General features: G+C 40.9%; 15 protein-coding genes and 1 rRNA gene. 9 read left to right on the forward strand and 7 right to left on the reverse strand.

The features are described from left to right. Positions 1 to 5 precede the first annotated feature (5 nt). From H5117_RS12015 to H5117_RS12040, 6 genes are all read left to right on the forward strand, one after another. On the forward strand, positions 6 to 1,001 hold the full coding sequence (locus H5117_RS12015) for a TauD/TfdA family dioxygenase (RefSeq protein ID WP_024595867.1): 996 nt from the start codon (positions 6 to 8) through the stop codon (positions 999 to 1,001). Continuing rightward, the gene (locus H5117_RS12020; RefSeq protein WP_182738046.1) at positions 1,001 to 2,005 is read left to right on the forward strand and encodes a YeiH family protein; all 1,005 of its coding nucleotides are present in this window, start codon (positions 1,001 to 1,003) and stop codon (positions 2,003 to 2,005) included. Before H5117_RS12015 ends, H5117_RS12020 begins: the two co-directional genes overlap by 1 nt. A gap of 426 nt (positions 2,006 to 2,431) precedes the next feature. After that, a complete protein-coding gene (locus H5117_RS12025; protein WP_024595869.1) occupies positions 2,432 to 2,641 on the forward strand; it encodes a cold-shock protein in 210 nt (69 codons plus the stop codon). Between the two features lie 185 nt (positions 2,642 to 2,826). Continuing rightward, a complete protein-coding gene (locus tag H5117_RS12030; protein ID WP_007580429.1) occupies positions 2,827 to 3,036 on the forward strand; it encodes a cold-shock protein in 210 nt (69 codons plus the stop codon). A 231-nt stretch (positions 3,037 to 3,267) separates the two neighbouring features. Continuing rightward, the gene (locus H5117_RS12035; protein WP_002963088.1) at positions 3,268 to 3,516 is read left to right on the forward strand and encodes a DUF3297 family protein; all 249 of its coding nucleotides are present in this window, start codon (positions 3,268 to 3,270) and stop codon (positions 3,514 to 3,516) included. Positions 3,517 to 3,684: 168 nt separating this feature from the next. Continuing rightward, positions 3,685 to 4,587, forward strand: coding sequence for a homocysteine S-methyltransferase family protein (locus tag H5117_RS12040; RefSeq protein ID WP_182738047.1), 903 nt, complete (start codon positions 3,685 to 3,687; stop codon positions 4,585 to 4,587). Between the two features lie 158 nt (positions 4,588 to 4,745). On the opposite strand, the gene H5117_RS12045 is transcribed toward H5117_RS12040, so the two are convergent. Both H5117_RS12045 and H5117_RS12050 read right to left on the reverse strand, forming a co-directional pair. After that, entirely contained in the window at positions 4,746 to 5,597 is an 852-nt protein-coding gene (locus H5117_RS12045) for an alpha/beta hydrolase (protein WP_182738048.1), read from the reverse strand. 141 nt (positions 5,598 to 5,738) lie between these two features. Next, a complete protein-coding gene (locus tag H5117_RS12050; RefSeq protein ID WP_182738066.1) occupies positions 5,739 to 6,155 on the reverse strand; it encodes a MerC domain-containing protein in 417 nt (138 codons plus the stop codon). Positions 6,156 to 6,296: 141 nt separating this feature from the next. Between H5117_RS12050 and H5117_RS12055 the strand changes: the two genes are divergently transcribed. Together H5117_RS12055 and H5117_RS12060 are read left to right on the forward strand one after the other, a co-directional pair. Next, the gene (locus H5117_RS12055) at positions 6,297 to 8,702 is read left to right on the forward strand and encodes a TonB-dependent receptor (RefSeq protein WP_182738050.1); all 2,406 of its coding nucleotides are present in this window, start codon (positions 6,297 to 6,299) and stop codon (positions 8,700 to 8,702) included. 32 nt (positions 8,703 to 8,734) lie between these two features. Then, positions 8,735 to 10,135: a 5-methyltetrahydrofolate--homocysteine methyltransferase gene (locus H5117_RS12060; RefSeq protein WP_182738052.1), complete on the forward strand. Its 1,401-nt coding sequence runs from the start codon at positions 8,735 to 8,737 to the stop codon at positions 10,133 to 10,135. Positions 10,136 to 10,233: 98 nt separating this feature from the next. On the opposite strand, the gene H5117_RS12065 is transcribed toward H5117_RS12060, so the two are convergent. From H5117_RS12065 to H5117_RS12080, 4 genes are all read right to left on the reverse strand, one after another. Continuing rightward, entirely contained in the window at positions 10,234 to 11,535 is a 1,302-nt protein-coding gene (locus H5117_RS12065) for a DEAD/DEAH box helicase (protein ID WP_182738054.1), read from the reverse strand. Positions 11,536 to 11,695: 160 nt separating this feature from the next. Then, the gene (locus H5117_RS12070; RefSeq protein ID WP_182738056.1) at positions 11,696 to 12,886 is read right to left on the reverse strand and encodes an alpha/beta hydrolase-fold protein; all 1,191 of its coding nucleotides are present in this window, start codon (positions 12,884 to 12,886) and stop codon (positions 11,696 to 11,698) included. A gap of 112 nt (positions 12,887 to 12,998) precedes the next feature. Continuing rightward, entirely contained in the window at positions 12,999 to 14,819 is a 1,821-nt protein-coding gene (gene glmS, locus H5117_RS12075) for a glutamine--fructose-6-phosphate transaminase (isomerizing) (RefSeq protein ID WP_182738058.1), read from the reverse strand. A 46-nt stretch (positions 14,820 to 14,865) separates the two neighbouring features. Next, positions 14,866 to 15,630 carry a DeoR/GlpR family DNA-binding transcription regulator gene (locus H5117_RS12080; protein ID WP_182738060.1) on the reverse strand — a complete coding sequence of 255 codons (765 nt, stop codon included), beginning with the start codon at positions 15,628 to 15,630 and terminating at the stop codon, positions 14,866 to 14,868. Between the two features lie 154 nt (positions 15,631 to 15,784). Between H5117_RS12080 and H5117_RS12085 the strand changes: the two genes are divergently transcribed. Then, positions 15,785 to 16,312: a sugar O-acetyltransferase gene (locus H5117_RS12085; protein ID WP_182738062.1), complete on the forward strand. Its 528-nt coding sequence runs from the start codon at positions 15,785 to 15,787 to the stop codon at positions 16,310 to 16,312. Between the two features lie 357 nt (positions 16,313 to 16,669). Here the strand turns inward: H5117_RS12085 and rrf are convergent. Beyond that, positions 16,670 to 16,784: ribosomal RNA gene (gene rrf, locus H5117_RS12090) — 5S ribosomal RNA — on the reverse strand. Positions 16,785 to 16,997 lie beyond the last annotated feature (213 nt).

The following is a 16,997-nucleotide window of genomic DNA, read 5'->3' on the forward strand; positions in this document are numbered from 1 at the left end:
ATACAATGTCAGCTACCGAAATTAACTACGCCTCAGTGCCAACTCAATTAACATTCGATGATTCGGTTTTTCCGTGCATTGTGGTTAATAACAATAACGCCAGCACCGTTGAAGAAGCGGTAGCTTTCATTCGCGCGAATAAAAGTGAACTGGCTACAAAGCTTCGCAGCTCAGGTGCTGTGCTGTTTCGTGGCTTCCCGGTAAATAGCGCCGAAACCTTTGATACTTTTTCAGCAGGGTTTGATTACGACAATTTTACTTATAAAGAGTCACTGTCTAACGCGGTACGTATTAATTTTACCGAGCGTGTATTTACAGCCAACGAAGCGCCAAAAGATGTAGAAATATACTTACATCACGAAATGGCGCAAACGCCTATTTCGCCAAGTAAGTTATTCTTCTTTTGTAAATCGGCCGCAGAAGAAGGTGGTGCAACACCTCTTTGCCGATCAGATAAGTTATTTAGCGCATTAAAAGAATACGACAGTAAACTTGCCCATGATTTTGAACACAAAGGCCTAAAATATACCACCTATATGCCAGCCGCTGACGACGCAACATCAGGCCAAGGCCGAAGCTGGAAAAGTACGCTAAGTGTAGAAACCAAAGACGAAGCACATAATAAATTAACCGAACTTGGTTACGAGTGGGAATGGCTTGAAGACGGCTCACTAAAAGCCGTTACACCGGTACTGCCTGCGGTAGTAACTCTTGAAAATAACGTACAGGTTTTTTATAACCAACTGATTGCCGCTTACATGGGCTGGAAAGGTGTACGCGAAAACCCATCAATCGCCATTACTTTTGGCGATGGTAGTGCAATACCCAAAGCAGGACTTGATAAAATTGTTGAGCTTTCTAAAGTATTTACCTTTGATCTTGCATGGCAAGACGGTGACGTTGCTTTAGTTGATAACGAAATGGCTATGCATGGTCGTCGCCCTTTTACAGGTGAACGTAAGCGCCAAGTATTAGTAGCACTTACCGCAGCTAAAGCGTAATGCAGCGCTTAAGCTGTAAATTAAGCTGTAAAATATCACCTTTATGGCAAGGTGCCAGCATTGCTGCAATGACTGGCCTTGCCGCCTTATTTTTGAGTGAGCATTACGGCGCGCCAGCCATGTTGTTTGCTTTGTTACTGGGTATGGCAGTCTCATTTTTGTATCAAAGCGATAGCCCTTGCGCCAAAGGTATCGATTTTACCGGCACCACGGTTTTGCGTGTAGGTATAGTACTGCTAGGCACACGCATAGCGCTGGGAGATTTAGTAACACTGGGTTGGCAAACAGCACTTATGTTAGCGGGCGCCATATTTACCACTATTATTTTAGGTGTAGTGCTAGCGCGCGTATTTGGCTTACAAAAACGCTTTGGTGCACTAACAGGTGGCTCGGTTGCTATTTGTGGAGCGTCTGCTGCGCTGGCTATCTCGTCTATTATGCCAAACAGCGAGCATAAAGAACGCGATACCCTATTAACCGTTATTGGCGTAACAGCTATGTCGACTATCGCTATGATCCTCTACCCTATCGTGGTTAATTATCTTGAGTTTGACGCCCATAATGCAGGCGTATTTTTAGGTGGCACAATACATGATGTAGCCCAGGTAGTGGGTGCAGGTTATTCGGTATCACCCGAGACAGGCGATATAGCAACTCTAACTAAGCTAGTACGTGTTGCAATGCTACTACCCGTTGTACTTATTATGATGGTTGTTATTAATCACTCAAATAAAGAAAAACACGGAGAGTTACCTAAAGTACCTGGGTTTTTAATTGGCTTTGTAATACTTATGGTAATAAATAGCTGCTTTTCAGTTCCTACAATAGTACTTGAAACCGCTAACGAACTTTCGCAGTTCTTTTTAATTGCTGCTATTTCAGCCATAGGTATGAAAACTAATTTAGGAAAACTAACCGAAGTAGGTATGAAACCCATTATTTTAATTGTGGCTGAAACACTTTGGATTGCGTTATTAATACTTGGATTTGTAATTTGGAGCTAAAGAATTACATTATTTAGGGTATATCTCAAAAAAAATTAGTAGGTAATTAGGTCATGTTTTAACCAATTAAAAGCTGTATTTTGCCTACTTTAAAACTACGCACAAAAACAGGCTTAACGTATTGATTAAACAAAGCTTACCTTTATTTTAAAAGTATAAAATATCATCTTAATCATAACTAATTAGTTAAAAAAACAACAAACAAATAAAGTACTTACTCTAAAATAAATTTACAATAGGGCTTGGTATATACTTTAATTTACTGTTATCCTGCCTCGCATCGGGTTGACAGAAAACCCTATTTATTTGTAAGTACCACGTTGTTTTAGTAATAATCCTTCGCGTTATCCTCAGTTAAATGTATGTTTTCTTCCTGTTAAATTGCCTAATTTAAGGCGCACTTTTATTAATCCTTAGGATACTATTATGTCTACAACTACAACTGGTACAGTTAAATTTTTCAACGAAGCAAAAGGTTTTGGTTTCATCGAGCAAGAATCTGGTCCTGATGTTTTCGCACATTTCAGCGCAATCTCTGGCGACGGTTTCAAAACTTTAGCTGAAGGCCAACGTGTACAGTTTACTGTTACTCAAGGTCAAAAAGGCCCACAAGCTGAAAACATCGTTAGCATCTAATTGCTTTCGTTAAATGGGTTAGCAATAGCCCATTTTGAATACTAGTTTGAAAGAAGTTTTGTTTTATTTGTTAGTACCGAGTTGTTTTAGTAATAATCCTGCACGATATCCTCAAGTTAACTATTTTTTCCGGCTCAATCGCCTCTTTTCAGGCACACTTATATTAATTTTTTAGGATACATATTATGTCTAATACAACTACTGGTTCAGTAAAATGGTTTAACGAAGCAAAAGGTTTTGGTTTTATCGAGCAAGAATCTGGCGCAGACGTGTTCGCACATTTCAGCGCGATCTCTGGCGACGGTTTTAAAACTTTAGCTGAAGGCCAACGTGTACAGTTTACTGTTACTCAAGGTCAAAAAGGCCCACAAGCCGAGAACATTGTTAGCATCTAATTGCTAAACAATTTAATGGGTTAGAGATAACCCATTAATATATTTACCTTTATAATTATTTAGTCGAATATCTTCAAAACCTCCTCTGTAAATATTTTTCAAGCTCAATCTCATTTGTATACACAACTCATTAATTAGTACATTTTTAAACACATTTACTACTATCTCTCTTGAGCGAAAGCTTTGTATTGCCTACAATAGCGCATACTTCATTCAATATAGAATATGACCATGAACGACACTACCGCAAAACCTGCTTTACCAGATCGCCTTTCTATTAATCCACGTAGCCCACATCATGTGGAAGAAGTTTTTGAACACGATATTGGTATCACGTTCAACGGCAAAGAGCGTTTTGATGTTGAAGAATACTGCATCAGCGAAGGTTGGATAAAGTTTGCATCTCCAAAAGGCCTTGATCGTCGCGGACAACCACTTTTACTTACAAGAAAAGGCACTGTTGAAGCCTTTTATAAGTAAGCTAATACGACTTACTAAAAAAGCGACACCATATTGGGTAGTCGCTTTTTTTGTGCCCTTTTAATAGGTTGAGCTTTTTTCATGCCCAACCTGATGAAGTTTCATTATGATTATTTAAAAAGTATGTTTGAATATCGCCATATTATTTAGACATATAGAAGTCCATAAGTGAAAAAGGTAACAATTTTAGATGGCGGCATGGGACGTGAACTTAAGCGCATTGGCGCACCGTTCTCACAGCCACTGTGGAGTGCACAAGCACTAATAGAAGCCCCACACTTTGTAGCACAAGCTCATCAAGGCTTTATAAATGCAGGCGCTGAAATAATTACGGTTAACAGTTATGCCTGTGTACCCTTTCATTTAGGTGAAGAACGCTACGAAAGCCAAGGCGCGTTACTCGCAGAGCAAGCGGCGCTTATTGCTAAAGAAGTAGCTCAAAATGCTAAACAAAGTGTATTAGTTGCAGGGTCATTACCACCAGCATTTGGCTCTTACCGCCCTGAACTATTTGAAAGCGAACGCGCATTTACTATTTTAGATACGCTATACAAAGCGCAAGACGAGCACGTAAATTTATGGATTGGCGAAACTATATCGAGCATTGAAGAGGCGCACGTTATGGCAAGCGTCCTTAAAGGCTCAAACAAGCCATGTTATTACGCATTTACTTTAACTGATGTGATAAGCGAGCAAGCGACACTTCGCTCTGGTGAGCTGGTAAGTGACGCAGTAACGGCTTTGCTTCAACAAAATGTTGCTGGTATTTTCTTTAACTGTTCAATACCTGAAGTTATAGAGCAAGCCTTTAGCGATACCAACGCAGTATTAGCCAAGCAAAATAAAAGTGTTGTTTTAGGGGCGTTTGCTAATGGCTTTACACCTATAGCACGCGATTACAAAGCCAACGAAGGCTCACAAGCGTATCGCGATATTTCACCTTCAGAATATCTAGACTTTGCTAAAAAATGGCACAGCCAGGGCGCAAGCATTATTGGTGGCTGCTGTGGTATAGGCCCTGAGTTTATTGAAGTGCTGGTAAACTGGAAAAAGGAACTTGAAAGCGCCTAAGCTTTTAGGGCTTATTGGCTACACCAATCGTGTTAATTTATTAGGCATTTATAGCGACAGATAAGTAGCGTGATAACAAGGCATAAATATCGACATGTAGCTGTTCTACATGAGAAATTTATAACGCTGTTAGCGCTCTATTTAGCACGCTAGAATGATTAAATATTTAAGTCGATTGGTGTCATTCCCAACACCCAATCAAGCCCTTGTATTGCTGTAGTAGGAAATGCGGTTGCATGGCTCGCCCCTTCAATAACAACGCTTTTTAATTCAATATTGTCACTGCTAAGTGCATTAATTTTTTGCGTTAATAGCTTTGCCCCTGCCACCATATTTTGCCCTTCACCAAAGCTTGGCGTTTCCTTTGCCCCTACCGATATATAAACCTTTGTAGGCACTTTAGGCTTATGTGCTTGTAGCGCTAATACTGCATTGCTGTTAAACCAAACCGATGGGCTGCCAATAATATAATTGTTAAATAAATCGGGCATCGTAAATAAAATAGTGGCACCAAATAACCCGCCTAAAGAATTACCTATATAGGTTTTTTGTGTGCTACTTGCTCGGTAGTTACTTTGTATAAATGGCAGCACAGTATTTTTTAAAAACAGCGCATGATTTTGAGCGTTACCGGTTTGCTTTTTCCAGCTTTGAGCCTTATTTGGGGTGTAGTCTCTAATTCGACTATTAGACCCTCTAGATTCTTTTTCGTAGCTAATGGCCACAATAATAGCCTCCTGCATATTGCCGCTATTCATAGGAAACCGTGTAGCACCCGCCACAATAGGAAACGTATACGGTGCATCAGTTAAATAAATAACCGGATATATTTTTTCAGGATGCTTTTTATATGACTTAGGAAGCTGAATAAAAACCGGATATACCCGTTTAGTAGCAGGCTCAGTTAACTCAATAACACTACTTCTAGGGATTTGGTACGGGGTATTTGCGCTTAATTTAAAACACATTAAAGCGCAGAGTAACAGCAAGTATTTTAAAGCAGTATTCATTTATATTAATTAACCTAAGCCAAGCGTAATAATCGATATTGAATGACAACTTTAACTCACTTTTAGCTTTAGGCTATTAAAAAACAAAGTTAAATATTGAAAGGCAGTGCTACATGTTAGCTGTTTGTAGCACTGATAACGCTAAGCTGCCTGATCAGTTTCAGTGCTTGAACACGGGCAGTTATCGTCATTTTGTTTAAGGCATTGTTGGTAATTAAACCAATGAGCTACAGCAATAAAAGCCGACCCAATTAAAGTAAACGCTTTTTCGGCAACCTCATGCCCTAGCAATACCGCACATATCATAAAGGCTAACCCAATAACGCCGCAGGCCATATAACGTAAACGCTTATGCTTTTTACAGCCTAAGCTTAATGCCAATAAACTTGTTGGCAGTACCGCCGCAAGAATCCATAAATGAAATTGTTCACTATCTATTTGCAGTACAGCAAAGCTTGGCAATAGCGCTAAAATAACCGGGGTTGCAAAACAATGTACTGTGCACATTACCGATAACCCAATTGCCATACGATCCATAACACTTTGACTCGACTTCATTATTTCCTCTACTAAATCAGTGTCTCCACTCAAAAACGTTACTTTTAAAGAGACATTTTAATAACATCAGTTAATTTCTATTGATATATTATAACATTACTCACATAATTGATATAATATAACATCTAACAAGGTAGTCAAATGAAACGTAGATCACAATTAGCTGTTCTCATAGCAGCTTTATTGCCGGCTAGTGTGCTTGCATCCACAATTGAAGGCGTTGTTTTAAACAACAAAGGTAAAGTAGTTACCAATGCAACGGTAGAAGTTGAAGGCTCAGACCTTAAAGTAGCCACCGATAAAAACGGTAAATTTGTAATAACCGAGCTAAAAAATGGCTTAAAAGAGCTACATGTTGTAGCCCCTGGCTATGCGCATCTTCATCGCGATATAACAATAACGAATGATGAAAACCAATCAGTTACGTTTAATTTAAAGCGCTCACCTATTGAAGTTATTGATATTGAAGCAACCCCTATTCATATGTCGGCAATGGAATCTGCATCGCCTGTTAGTGTTTTATCTGGCGAACAACTAAGGCGCCAACAAGCCGCAACCCTTGGCGATAGCCTTGAAAAACTCCCAGGCGTTAATACAAATTTTCACGGAAAAGTAGCCAGCACACCTATTATTCGTGGCTTAAGCGGCCCGCGTGTACTCATTACTCAAAATGGCCTTGATGTAAGTGATGTGTCGCGCGTTGGCCCTGATCACTCTGTTGCATCAGAGGCGTCTACCGCACAACAAATTGAAGTATTACGCGGCCCTGCAACACTATTCTATGGCAGTGGCGCCATTGGTGGCGTAGTAAATGTAGTAGATAACCGCGTACCAACCGACAGCACAACACGCGGCGAGTGGAACGTAGAACATAACTCGGTTGATAACCAAAAAGTTGCCTCGTTTAATGCCACCACAGGTACAGACTCGGTGGCTTTTTATGCCGATGCGTTTTGGCGTGAAGCCGACGACTACGAGGTACCTGTAGCTGCTGATATAGATAGCGACGGCGAAGGCCATCGTGGCGATTACAAAGTTGAAAACAGTAATGAAGAGTCTGATGGTTTTACTGTTGGCGCTAGCTATTTAATAGATAACGGCTTTATTGGCTTAGCAGTAGAGCAATTTAATCGTCAATACGGTATTCCTGGTCATACGCACGGCGAGGAAGGAGAAGAACACAGCGACGAAGAAGAAAGGGTATTTGCTGATTTAGAGCAAACTAAAGTGCAATTATTAGGTGAGTACAACCTAGATAATAAATGGCTAAACAAAGTTAACCTGCGCGCTGGCCATACCGACTACGAACACGCTGAAATTGAAGGTGGCGCTGTAGGCACCACATTTAAAAACGAAACAAACGAATTACGCATAGACCTACTACATAACCAATTTAGCGAGTGGAATGGCGGCATTAGCTTTCATTACAAACAAAGCGATGTTGAAGCACAAGGTGAAGAGGCTTTTACGCCTCCATCTAAAACCGAAAGCTTTGCTGTAGCGTTAATGGAAGAAAGGCACTTTGGGGATTTTTTAGTGCAGTTAGGTGGGCGTATTGAGCGTGTAACAATTAAAGCAGGTGACGTATTACTGCCAAATATTGACGCTCACGCACATGATGAAGCGCAAGAAGCCGACGAGCATGATCACGACCACGAAGAAAGCGCAGAAACCATTCGCGTATTTGATGTAGAGCATGAATTTACACCAATCAGTTTATCGGCAGGCGTAGTTTGGGATTTTACACCTAACTATAACTTAGGGCTTTCGGTATCGCGCTCTGAACGTGCGCCTTCTGCCTCTGAATTGTTATCGTTTGGGCCGCACATTGGTACTGGCACTTACGAAGTAGGCGCACTATTTGATTTAGATGAAGACGGCCATTTGGGTTTATCTGATCAAGCAATAGATCTGGAAACAGCCAATAATGTTGATTTAACCCTGCGTAAAACCCAAGGTGATATTGGCTTTATTTTAAATGCCTTCTACAACCAAGTAGATAACTACTATTACCAAATAGACACTGGTTTATACGCACAAAGTGGCCACGACCATGGCGATGAAGAAGGCGCCGACGAACACGATCATTCATCAGAGCTACCTGTTTATTTATTTAAAACAGACGATGTAATTTTACACGGGTTTGAAGCGCAAATTGCGTGGCAGTTAACAGATGAATTTAAAGTAGATTTATTCTCAGATTACGTTCGTGCACGCCTTAAAGACGGCGGCGATTTACCCCGTACTCCACCGCTTCGTTTTGGCAGCGAGTTAAGCTATCAAACAGATAAACTAAGTGCGCATATTCACGTTACTCGCTATCAAAAGCAAGACCGCACAGCCCCACAAGAAACAGCAACAGACGGTTACACATTGGTTGATGCAAGCATCTCTTACGACCTTTCAGTATTAAACCAAGATATGTCTGTTTACCTGCGAGGCACCAACTTAACAGATACAGAAGCACGCGTGCACAGCTCGTTTGTAAAAGATATAGCACCACGTCCAGGGCGTAGCTTTGCGCTAGGTATTCGCGGTTATTTTTAAGCATTAAAAAATTATAATTAAAGGAAATAAACATGAAAAAACTATACAAATTAAAGCTTATTGCACTGGCTATTAGCACTACATTTATTACAGCCTGTGGCGATGCAGAAACTAAAATTGTAGAAAAAGATCCTATTGTTGTAGAAGACGAGCACGATCATGACAATGATGATCACGACCATGATGATGGCTACACAATTGACTCATTAGGCAGGTTAGCTGTGCTTGCAGGCAACAGCAACGAAGCCAGTTTTTATGACCTAGATGACAACGCTTTACTTGAAACATTTACCCTTACGAATGATTCAAACACGCTGTCGTCATCACCTGATTTTCGTTATGCCGTTATTGCTAGCCGCGCTCAAGATTACTTAGGCTTTATTGATGGTGGTTTATGGCGTGAAGACCATGGCGAGCACCTGCACGATTACGAGCAAAGACCAGCGGCTAGCAGCTATGAGTTAACAAGTGGCAGCCGTCCTACTCACTTAATAGCTCACGACGGGCAATTAGCTGTTTTTTATGATGGTGATGCAGACTCAGGCACAGCTGCTTCTGTTGAAGTATTAACAGATAACAACATAACAAGCGCAACAGCAAGCCTGCCTGGTATTAGCTACGATATTAATATGCACGGTGTAGCAGAGCCTCGCGGTGAGCATTTATTATCAACCATTCGCCGTGATGACAGCGAAAGCACATCGATTGCTAAAGTATTGCCAGACCAAGTAGGTGTTTATCACTTTCATGATGGTGAATACGAGCTTGAACAAACCTTAGAAGTTACGTGCCCTGATTTACATGGCGCGGCACAAAACCACGACTACGTAGTATTTGGCTGTAGCGATGGCGTGTTATTAGCCCACCAGCACGATGATGAATACGAAGCAGAAAAAATAGCGAACATTTCAGCCGTTGGCGATTTACGCATTGGTAGTATTTATGGCCACGAAGATAGCGAGACCTTTATTGGCGTAGCGTCTGGCCACGGTGGTGGCGAAGCTATAATTGTAAGTATTAACCCAGCAACAGCTAAAATGGAAGAACTAGAATGGCAACAAGCCGATGGCGCAAGTGCTGTGTCGTACTCTTTTTCTGCCCATGGCGAGCACTTTTTAATATTAGACAGCTTAGGCTTTTTAAATGTATTTAGTGCACACGACCATGATGGCGAAATGCATTGGGAGCTTGAAGGCCAAGTTGATATTACCAAGCAAGATGTATCAACCATGCCTGAGGGTATGAGCTTTAGCTTGGCAGTGGCGCAAAATGGTCAGTTTGCTTATGTAGCCGATCCTATTGCTCAGCACGTTGTGCAAGTGCAGCTTGAAGACTTAGAAATTGAAAGTGAGCTAGAGCTTACTTTTGCTCCTAGTGCAATTACTTGGTTGGGTATTGCGCAAGAAATAGAAGATGAAGATCACGACCATTAATTTAAAACTAACGCTTTAAGTTAAAGCCACAAAGTAAAAAACCCGTAATTAGGTTTACTAATTACGGGTTTTTTACAGCTATTTATTTAGCTCTATTGTTACTTACGGCGCCAGCCACTCCATACATCATCTATATCATCGGCTTTATTTTTTTTCTTTTTCTTGCCTGTACCTTCTGGTTTTGCCATTGGCTTTTCATTTTTAAGCGCCTGTGCAGCATCAAGGTTAGCTTGGTTTACAGCAAAGCCTGTAACCTCTTCACGCTCTAAGCGTAGTTTGTTTTTCTTCTCGATAATTTTAAAGTGATGTAAATCTTCATAATCAATTAACGATAACGCTAAACCAACTTCACCAGCACGGCCGCTTCGGCCAATACGGTGCATATAATCAGAAGGGCTGCGTGGTAGGTTAAAGTTTATTACCACTGGCAGCTTCTCAATATCTAAACCACGTGCAGCAATATCGGTTGCGATAAGTACTTCGATTTCGCCCGCTTTAAATTTTTCTATTACGCGAGTACGCTCACTTTGGCCTTTATCGCCATGGAAAACTTGTGCATTAACACCGCGCTTTTCAAGTTTACTAGCTAAATGCTCACAGTCTTTTTTCGCGTTTACAAAAATCAGCGCTTGGCGCCATTTATGGGTTTTAATTAAATGCGCTAAAACCGTGGTTTTCTCGCCTTTGTTAACACTAAACACGCGCTGTACAAGTGTGCTTTCATCTTTATTTTGTACTTGTATTTCAACAGGATTAGTTAACAGTTCTTGCGTTAATTGAGTGACTTGCTCTGGGAAGGTCGCTGAAAACAACATGGTTTGTTTTTTAGCAGGCATTAACGCTAAAAGATCAGCCAGCTCTTCGGTAAAGCCAAGGCTTAGCATACGGTCGGCTTCATCAAGCACTAAGGTCGTCACTTTATCGAGCTTAATCGCATTGCTTGAGATTAAATCAAGCAAACGACCTGGCGTTGCAACAATAATATCGGCGCCGCCGCGCAGTGCCTGCATTTGTGTATTAACCGACACACCACCAAACACGGCCACCGTTTTAATTGCGCCATTAAAGTTAGCAGAATACGATTTAACGCTATCGGCCACCTGCGTTGCAAGCTCGCGAGTAGGTACCAAAATAAGCCCAGTAACAAAGTTACCTTTACTGGCAGTATTTTTAGCGCCCTGCTCTAAAAATAGGGTTTGTAGCATAGGTAAAGCAAACGTCGCTGTTTTACCTGAGCCAGTATTTGCCCCCGCAATTAAATCACTGCCCGCAAGCACACAAGGTATAGCCTTAGCTTGAATTGGCGTAGGCTGGGTATATTCCAAATCGGTTAAACGAGCTAATAGCTCTGGAATAAGGCCAAGTTCGGAAAAAGTGCTAGGGCTTGTTGCTGAGGTCATAAAAATTGTGGGCTCATTGCTAAAAAAGTAGCCTGTAATTTTAGCGTATTTAGCGCTTATTAAGTAGGTATTAGTGATTTTAATGTTTTCATAGATAACAGCTGCGTGTTGTAAAGGTAACTGTAAGCGCAGGCTACCCCCCGCGCTTTGCCCTTTTATATTACTGAGTTTTATTTAACTGCGTTTGCAATCTACTTTTAGTCTCTTTTAAGGCATTTAAATAGGGGTATGTGGTATCTGCAACATTTAAAGCAGCCTCTATTTTAATAAGTGCTTGTAGTATATTACCTTTTAATTCATAGCCATAACCTAACCCCCATAGTGCATCAACAGATTGTGGGTGATGCTTAACATTATGCTTAAATACTGCCAAAGCACGCTCATATTGCTGCATATTTACTAGGTTGTAACCAAGTTGCCTAACAGCCGCCTCTGGAGGTGTTATTTGCTCCCCCCATTGCTGAGATAACTTTTTATAATAAACATCAATAGATTCTATATCATCGCTTAAAGCACTCATTGGCATTTGTTTGGGTAAAAACAAATTATGGTAGGCATTAAATGCCCCAGCGGCCGATGTTAAGTTATGCGATACATTATCAAATGCATCACTGAAAAAGCGTAAATTTGGCAAGCTATTAGATTGCAAAGCTTGCTGCAGCTCATTATATCGCTCACGCATTAAGCCAGCTTCTTCGCCAATATTTATATAAACATAGTTATTCAGATCTTTTGATTTATTGATAAACGACTTAGTCGCTTTTACTGATGCGCCATAGTTCCACCAAACGGCAGGGCTGTAAGCAATGTGTGCTTGGAAAAGCTCAGGGTTAACTTGCATTGTATAAAGCGAAAATACGCCTGCCGCAGACGCTCCTGCGATCACATTATAATTGTGCGTACGGTAACTTTTATTAATCAAAGGCATAAGTTCTTGCTCAATAAATGCTAAAAACTTTGCTGCACCACCGCCTTTACCTACCGGGCCTTGTGGCTCTTTATTAACTGTGGGGTATAAATCTCTTAAGCGATTGGTGTTTTCAATAGCGACAATAATAACCTCAGGTGCACGATTATTATTTTTCAGTCGATCCATTACAGCACTTATAAGCGGTATGTTACCCGCGCCATCTAGGCGATAAATAACTGGATAAACTTTGTTTGGATTAGCTTGGTAACTCTTTGGAAGTTGAACTACAAAGGTACGTAGCTCATTTAAAATTGCTGAATTGATAGTATGTGTTTGTTGCGTATAGTTAATGGTTTGCTGTTTTAAATCAGGCTCTGCTAGTGTGTTATTAGAACAAACTATAAATAAGCTACATATAAAAATAGCAGTTAATAAACGCATAGCTAACCCTTTAGAAAGTAGTGTGTTATTTAATCTAACAGGCTTTGAGGTACAAAAAAAGGCGCATTGAGCGCCTTTTTAGTTTTAACTAATAAATAAAAACTTCTTGATTTTACTCAACCGTAACCGATTTAGCCAAGTTACGAGGTTGATCCACGTCAGTACCTTTAATTACCGCTACGTAGTATGACAGTAGCTGCAATGGCAGTGTGTAAACAATTGGCGCAATAATATCGTCAGTGTGGTTTACGTTGATTACACGCATTGTGTCGTCTGACTCAAAGTGTGAATCTTTATCAGCGAATACATAAATAATGCCGCCACGTGCGCGTACTTCTTCTACGTTTGATTTAAGCTTTTCTAATAACTCATTGTTTGGTGCTACAACAATAATTGGCATGTCAGCATCAATAAGTGCGAGTGGGCCATGTTTTAGCTCGCCCGCTGCGTAGGCTTCTGCGTGAATGTACGAAATCTCTTTAAGCTTAAGCGCACCTTCCATCGCGATTGGGTATTGTGAGCCACGACCTAAAAACAATGAGTGATGCTTGTCGGCAAATTCTTCTGCAAGGTCTGCAATGCCATCTGCAAGCAGTAATGTTTCTTCAAGCTTAGCAGGTAGTACTTTTATAGCATTTACAATAGCACTTTGATCAAGCTGTTTTTCTTGAGCTATAGACGCAGTAAGCATTAACAAACCAACTAATTGCGTTGTAAATGCTTTAGTAGAAGCCACGCCTATTTCAGCGCCAGCTTTGGTCATAAAGGCAAGATCTGATTCGCGTACAAGCGATGAACCAGGTACGTTACAAATGGTCATTGAGGCCATGTAACCTTGCTCTTTAGCTAGGCGTAATGCAGCTAGCGTATCGGCAGTTTCACCCGATTGAGAAATAGTAACAAGTAAGCTATTTTCATGAACAAACGACTGACGGTATCTAAATTCAGAAGCTATTTCTACATTACAGCTAACGCCTGCAAATTGCTCAAGCCAATAACGTGCAACCATACCTGAATGGTAAGACGTGCCACAGGCAATAATTTGCACATGTTTTACATCTTTAAATATTTGCTGAGCGCTTTCGCCAAACGCATCAATTGCTACGCGATCGTCGTTTAAACGCCCTTCAAGGGTATTACGTACTGCAAGTGGCTGCTCGTAGATTTCTTTTAGCATGTAGTGGCGGTAATCGCCTTTGCCTGATGCATCTTGCGTAATGTTTGATTCAATCACTTCACGCTCTACAGCGTCGCCATTTTCATCAAAAATTTCTACTGTGTCACGTGTAATACGCGCTACATCGCCTTCTTCTAAAAAGATGAAGCTACGAGTAACAGGTAAAAGTGCTAACTGATCAGACGCTATAAAGTTTTCGCCAAGGCCTAAACCAATAACAAGTGGGCTACCTGAGCGCGCTACAATGATTTCGTTGTCGTTTGCTTTATCAAATACAACTGTACCAAACGCACCTTCAAATTGCTTAACAGCTGCCTGTACTGCTGCAAGTAAACTAGTGTGCTGCTTACAAAGCTTATGAATTAAGTGCACCATTACTTCGGTATCGGTTTCAGATAAGAACTCGTAGCCTTCTTCTTTAAGCGATGCGCGCAGACTTGCGTGGTTTTCAATAATACCGTTATGCACAAGTGCCAGCTGATTGTTTGATACATGCGGGTGAGCGTTTTCTTCAGTAACGCTACCGTGTGTTGCCCAGCGTGTGTGTGCAATACCTGTATGGCCGCTAACGCCTGCTTTCTCAAGTGCAGCTTCTACGTTAACTACCTTACCTACTGCTTTTACAGTATTAAGTGTGTTGCCATCAAGCAATGCTACGCCTGCTGAGTCATAACCACGGTATTCAAGACGTTTAAGGCCTTCAACTAAAATTTTGTTTACTGGACGTTCTGCAACTGCCCCAACTATTCCACACATAGTGTCTCCATTAATTTTTTAATTCTAGTAACTCACTTTGTAGTTACTATTCAATAATCTCTGCGCAAATTAGTTTTACACCACACGCCTCAATTGCTTTGCGCTTTTCGTCTGCCAAGCCATCGTCGGTTATTAATGTGGTTACTATTTTCCACGGTAATTCTAAATTTGGTATTTTTCGGCCAATCTTATCTGATTCAACCATTACAATTACTTCACGAGCCGCTTTTGCCATTACTTGGCTCAAACCAACTAACTCATTAAAGGTTGTTGTGCCACGTTTTACATCTATACCATCCGCACCAATAAAGAGCTGATCGAAGTCGTAAGAGCATAATACATTTTCGGCAACTTGCCCCTGAAACGACTCAGAATGCGGATCCCACGTCCCACCGGTCATCAAAAGTGTTGGCTCGTTCTCAAGTGCTAATAAACGACTCGCTACTTTAATTGCGTTTGTCATTACAACTAGCCCACGCTTATCAGCAAGCTCGGGGATCATCGCAGCAGTAGTACGCCCGCTATCAATAATAATGCGGTTATGATCTTTTATAAGTTTTGCTGCAGCCTTAGCTATTGCGACTTTGCGCTTTGAATCTATTTCATCGCTAACAATTTCTTTAGGCAGAGCAATAGCACCGCCGTAACGGCGCAGCAATAAGCCACTTTTTTCAAGCGCGGTTAAATCTTTTCGAATGGTTACTTCAGATGTTTGAAACTGCTGTGCTAACTTTTCAACGGCTACTTCACCTAATTCATTAACTTGAACCAGTATATTGTGACGACGCTGCTGTGTGTTTCGTTTAGTCATAAAGCTCGTGAATTAAGTTTCATTTCGAAAGTTATGCGATTTTAAACGAAACAACCTAAATGGCAAGTGAATGAGTAAAAATAAAGCAGCTTTCTTCAAGTAATAATAAAGGTAAAATAGTCGTAGTATCACTTAACTAATCAAAGAACCCTTAATGCAAGTATTTAACAGCTTAGATAAAACGCTTTTAGCTCTACGCAAACAAACTGGTGAGATATGCCGCCTATTTAATAAAAGCCCGAGTAAAGGTAATTTAAAGCGTATTAAAGAATTATTTTTGCAATGCGGTGAAGGGGTAATTATAGAGTCAGGGTTTCATTGCGATTATGGCAATCAAATAGTTATTGGTGATCGTACTTTTATAAATATTAATTGCACACTTCTCGACTCGCCATTAGCCAATCACTCAATCACCATTGGTGATGACTGCTTAATAGGCCCAAACGTTCAGCTTTTAGCTGTGTCACATGCTACTAATCCAGCAGAAAGGCTTAATAAGGAAAACTTTGCAGCACCTATCGCGTTAGGCAATAACGTATGGATTGCCGCAGGCGCTATTATTCTTGCTGGAGTTAATATAGGCGAAAATAGTATTGTGGGTGCGGGTGCTGTGGTTACTAAAAATGTAATGGCTAATACCGTAGTAGCGGGTAATCCAGCTCGTGAAATAAGAACACTATAGCTATTACCGATGTGATTTTAGCGTCGGTAGTCACTACGCTCGACCGACCTACGTGATGAGTTTAAATGAGTGTGTATCTTACTTTTCTGCAGACGTAAAAAAAGCCCGACTATTTCTAGTCGGGCTCTCTACAATTTGAAGTCGGTGCGCTACGCAGTAGGATGTCGTAGTGCCCACAGCGGTAGAAAGTCACATAGCAAATGCTACACTATCTTTGTGTCAGGGAGACCTTCCGCGGGACTCGCCTTCGAGCTGTTTTGTTTCACTGCTGAGTGCGGTTTGGGCTCTTGGCTATTTATTAAATCCCAGATAGCAAAAAACCCGTCACATTGCTGTAACGGGTCTCTACAATTTGAAGCCTGGTAATGTCCTACTTTCACATAGCAAATGCTACACTATCATCGGCGCTGTTTCGTTTCACTACTGAGTTCGACATGGAATCAGGTGGGTCCAAAACGCTATTGTCACCAAGCAAATTTGGGCGTTAATTCGTATCTCTACGCATTAACTGAATTTGGAAAATATCTGATAATATTTTTTAAGTCTTTCTTTAAGTAATTTCTACTTTAGTCATATTAACTTCTGTCAAACTGTCGCATAAAACGCGTTTGGCGTTGTATGGTTAAGCCTCACGGGTAATTAGTACAAGTTAGCTTAATGGCTCACACCACTTCCACATCTTGCC

The organism is Pseudoalteromonas sp. SG45-1 (genome assembly GCF_014164135.1).
Taxonomy (GTDB): Bacteria; Pseudomonadota; Gammaproteobacteria; order Enterobacterales; family Alteromonadaceae; genus Pseudoalteromonas; species Pseudoalteromonas distincta.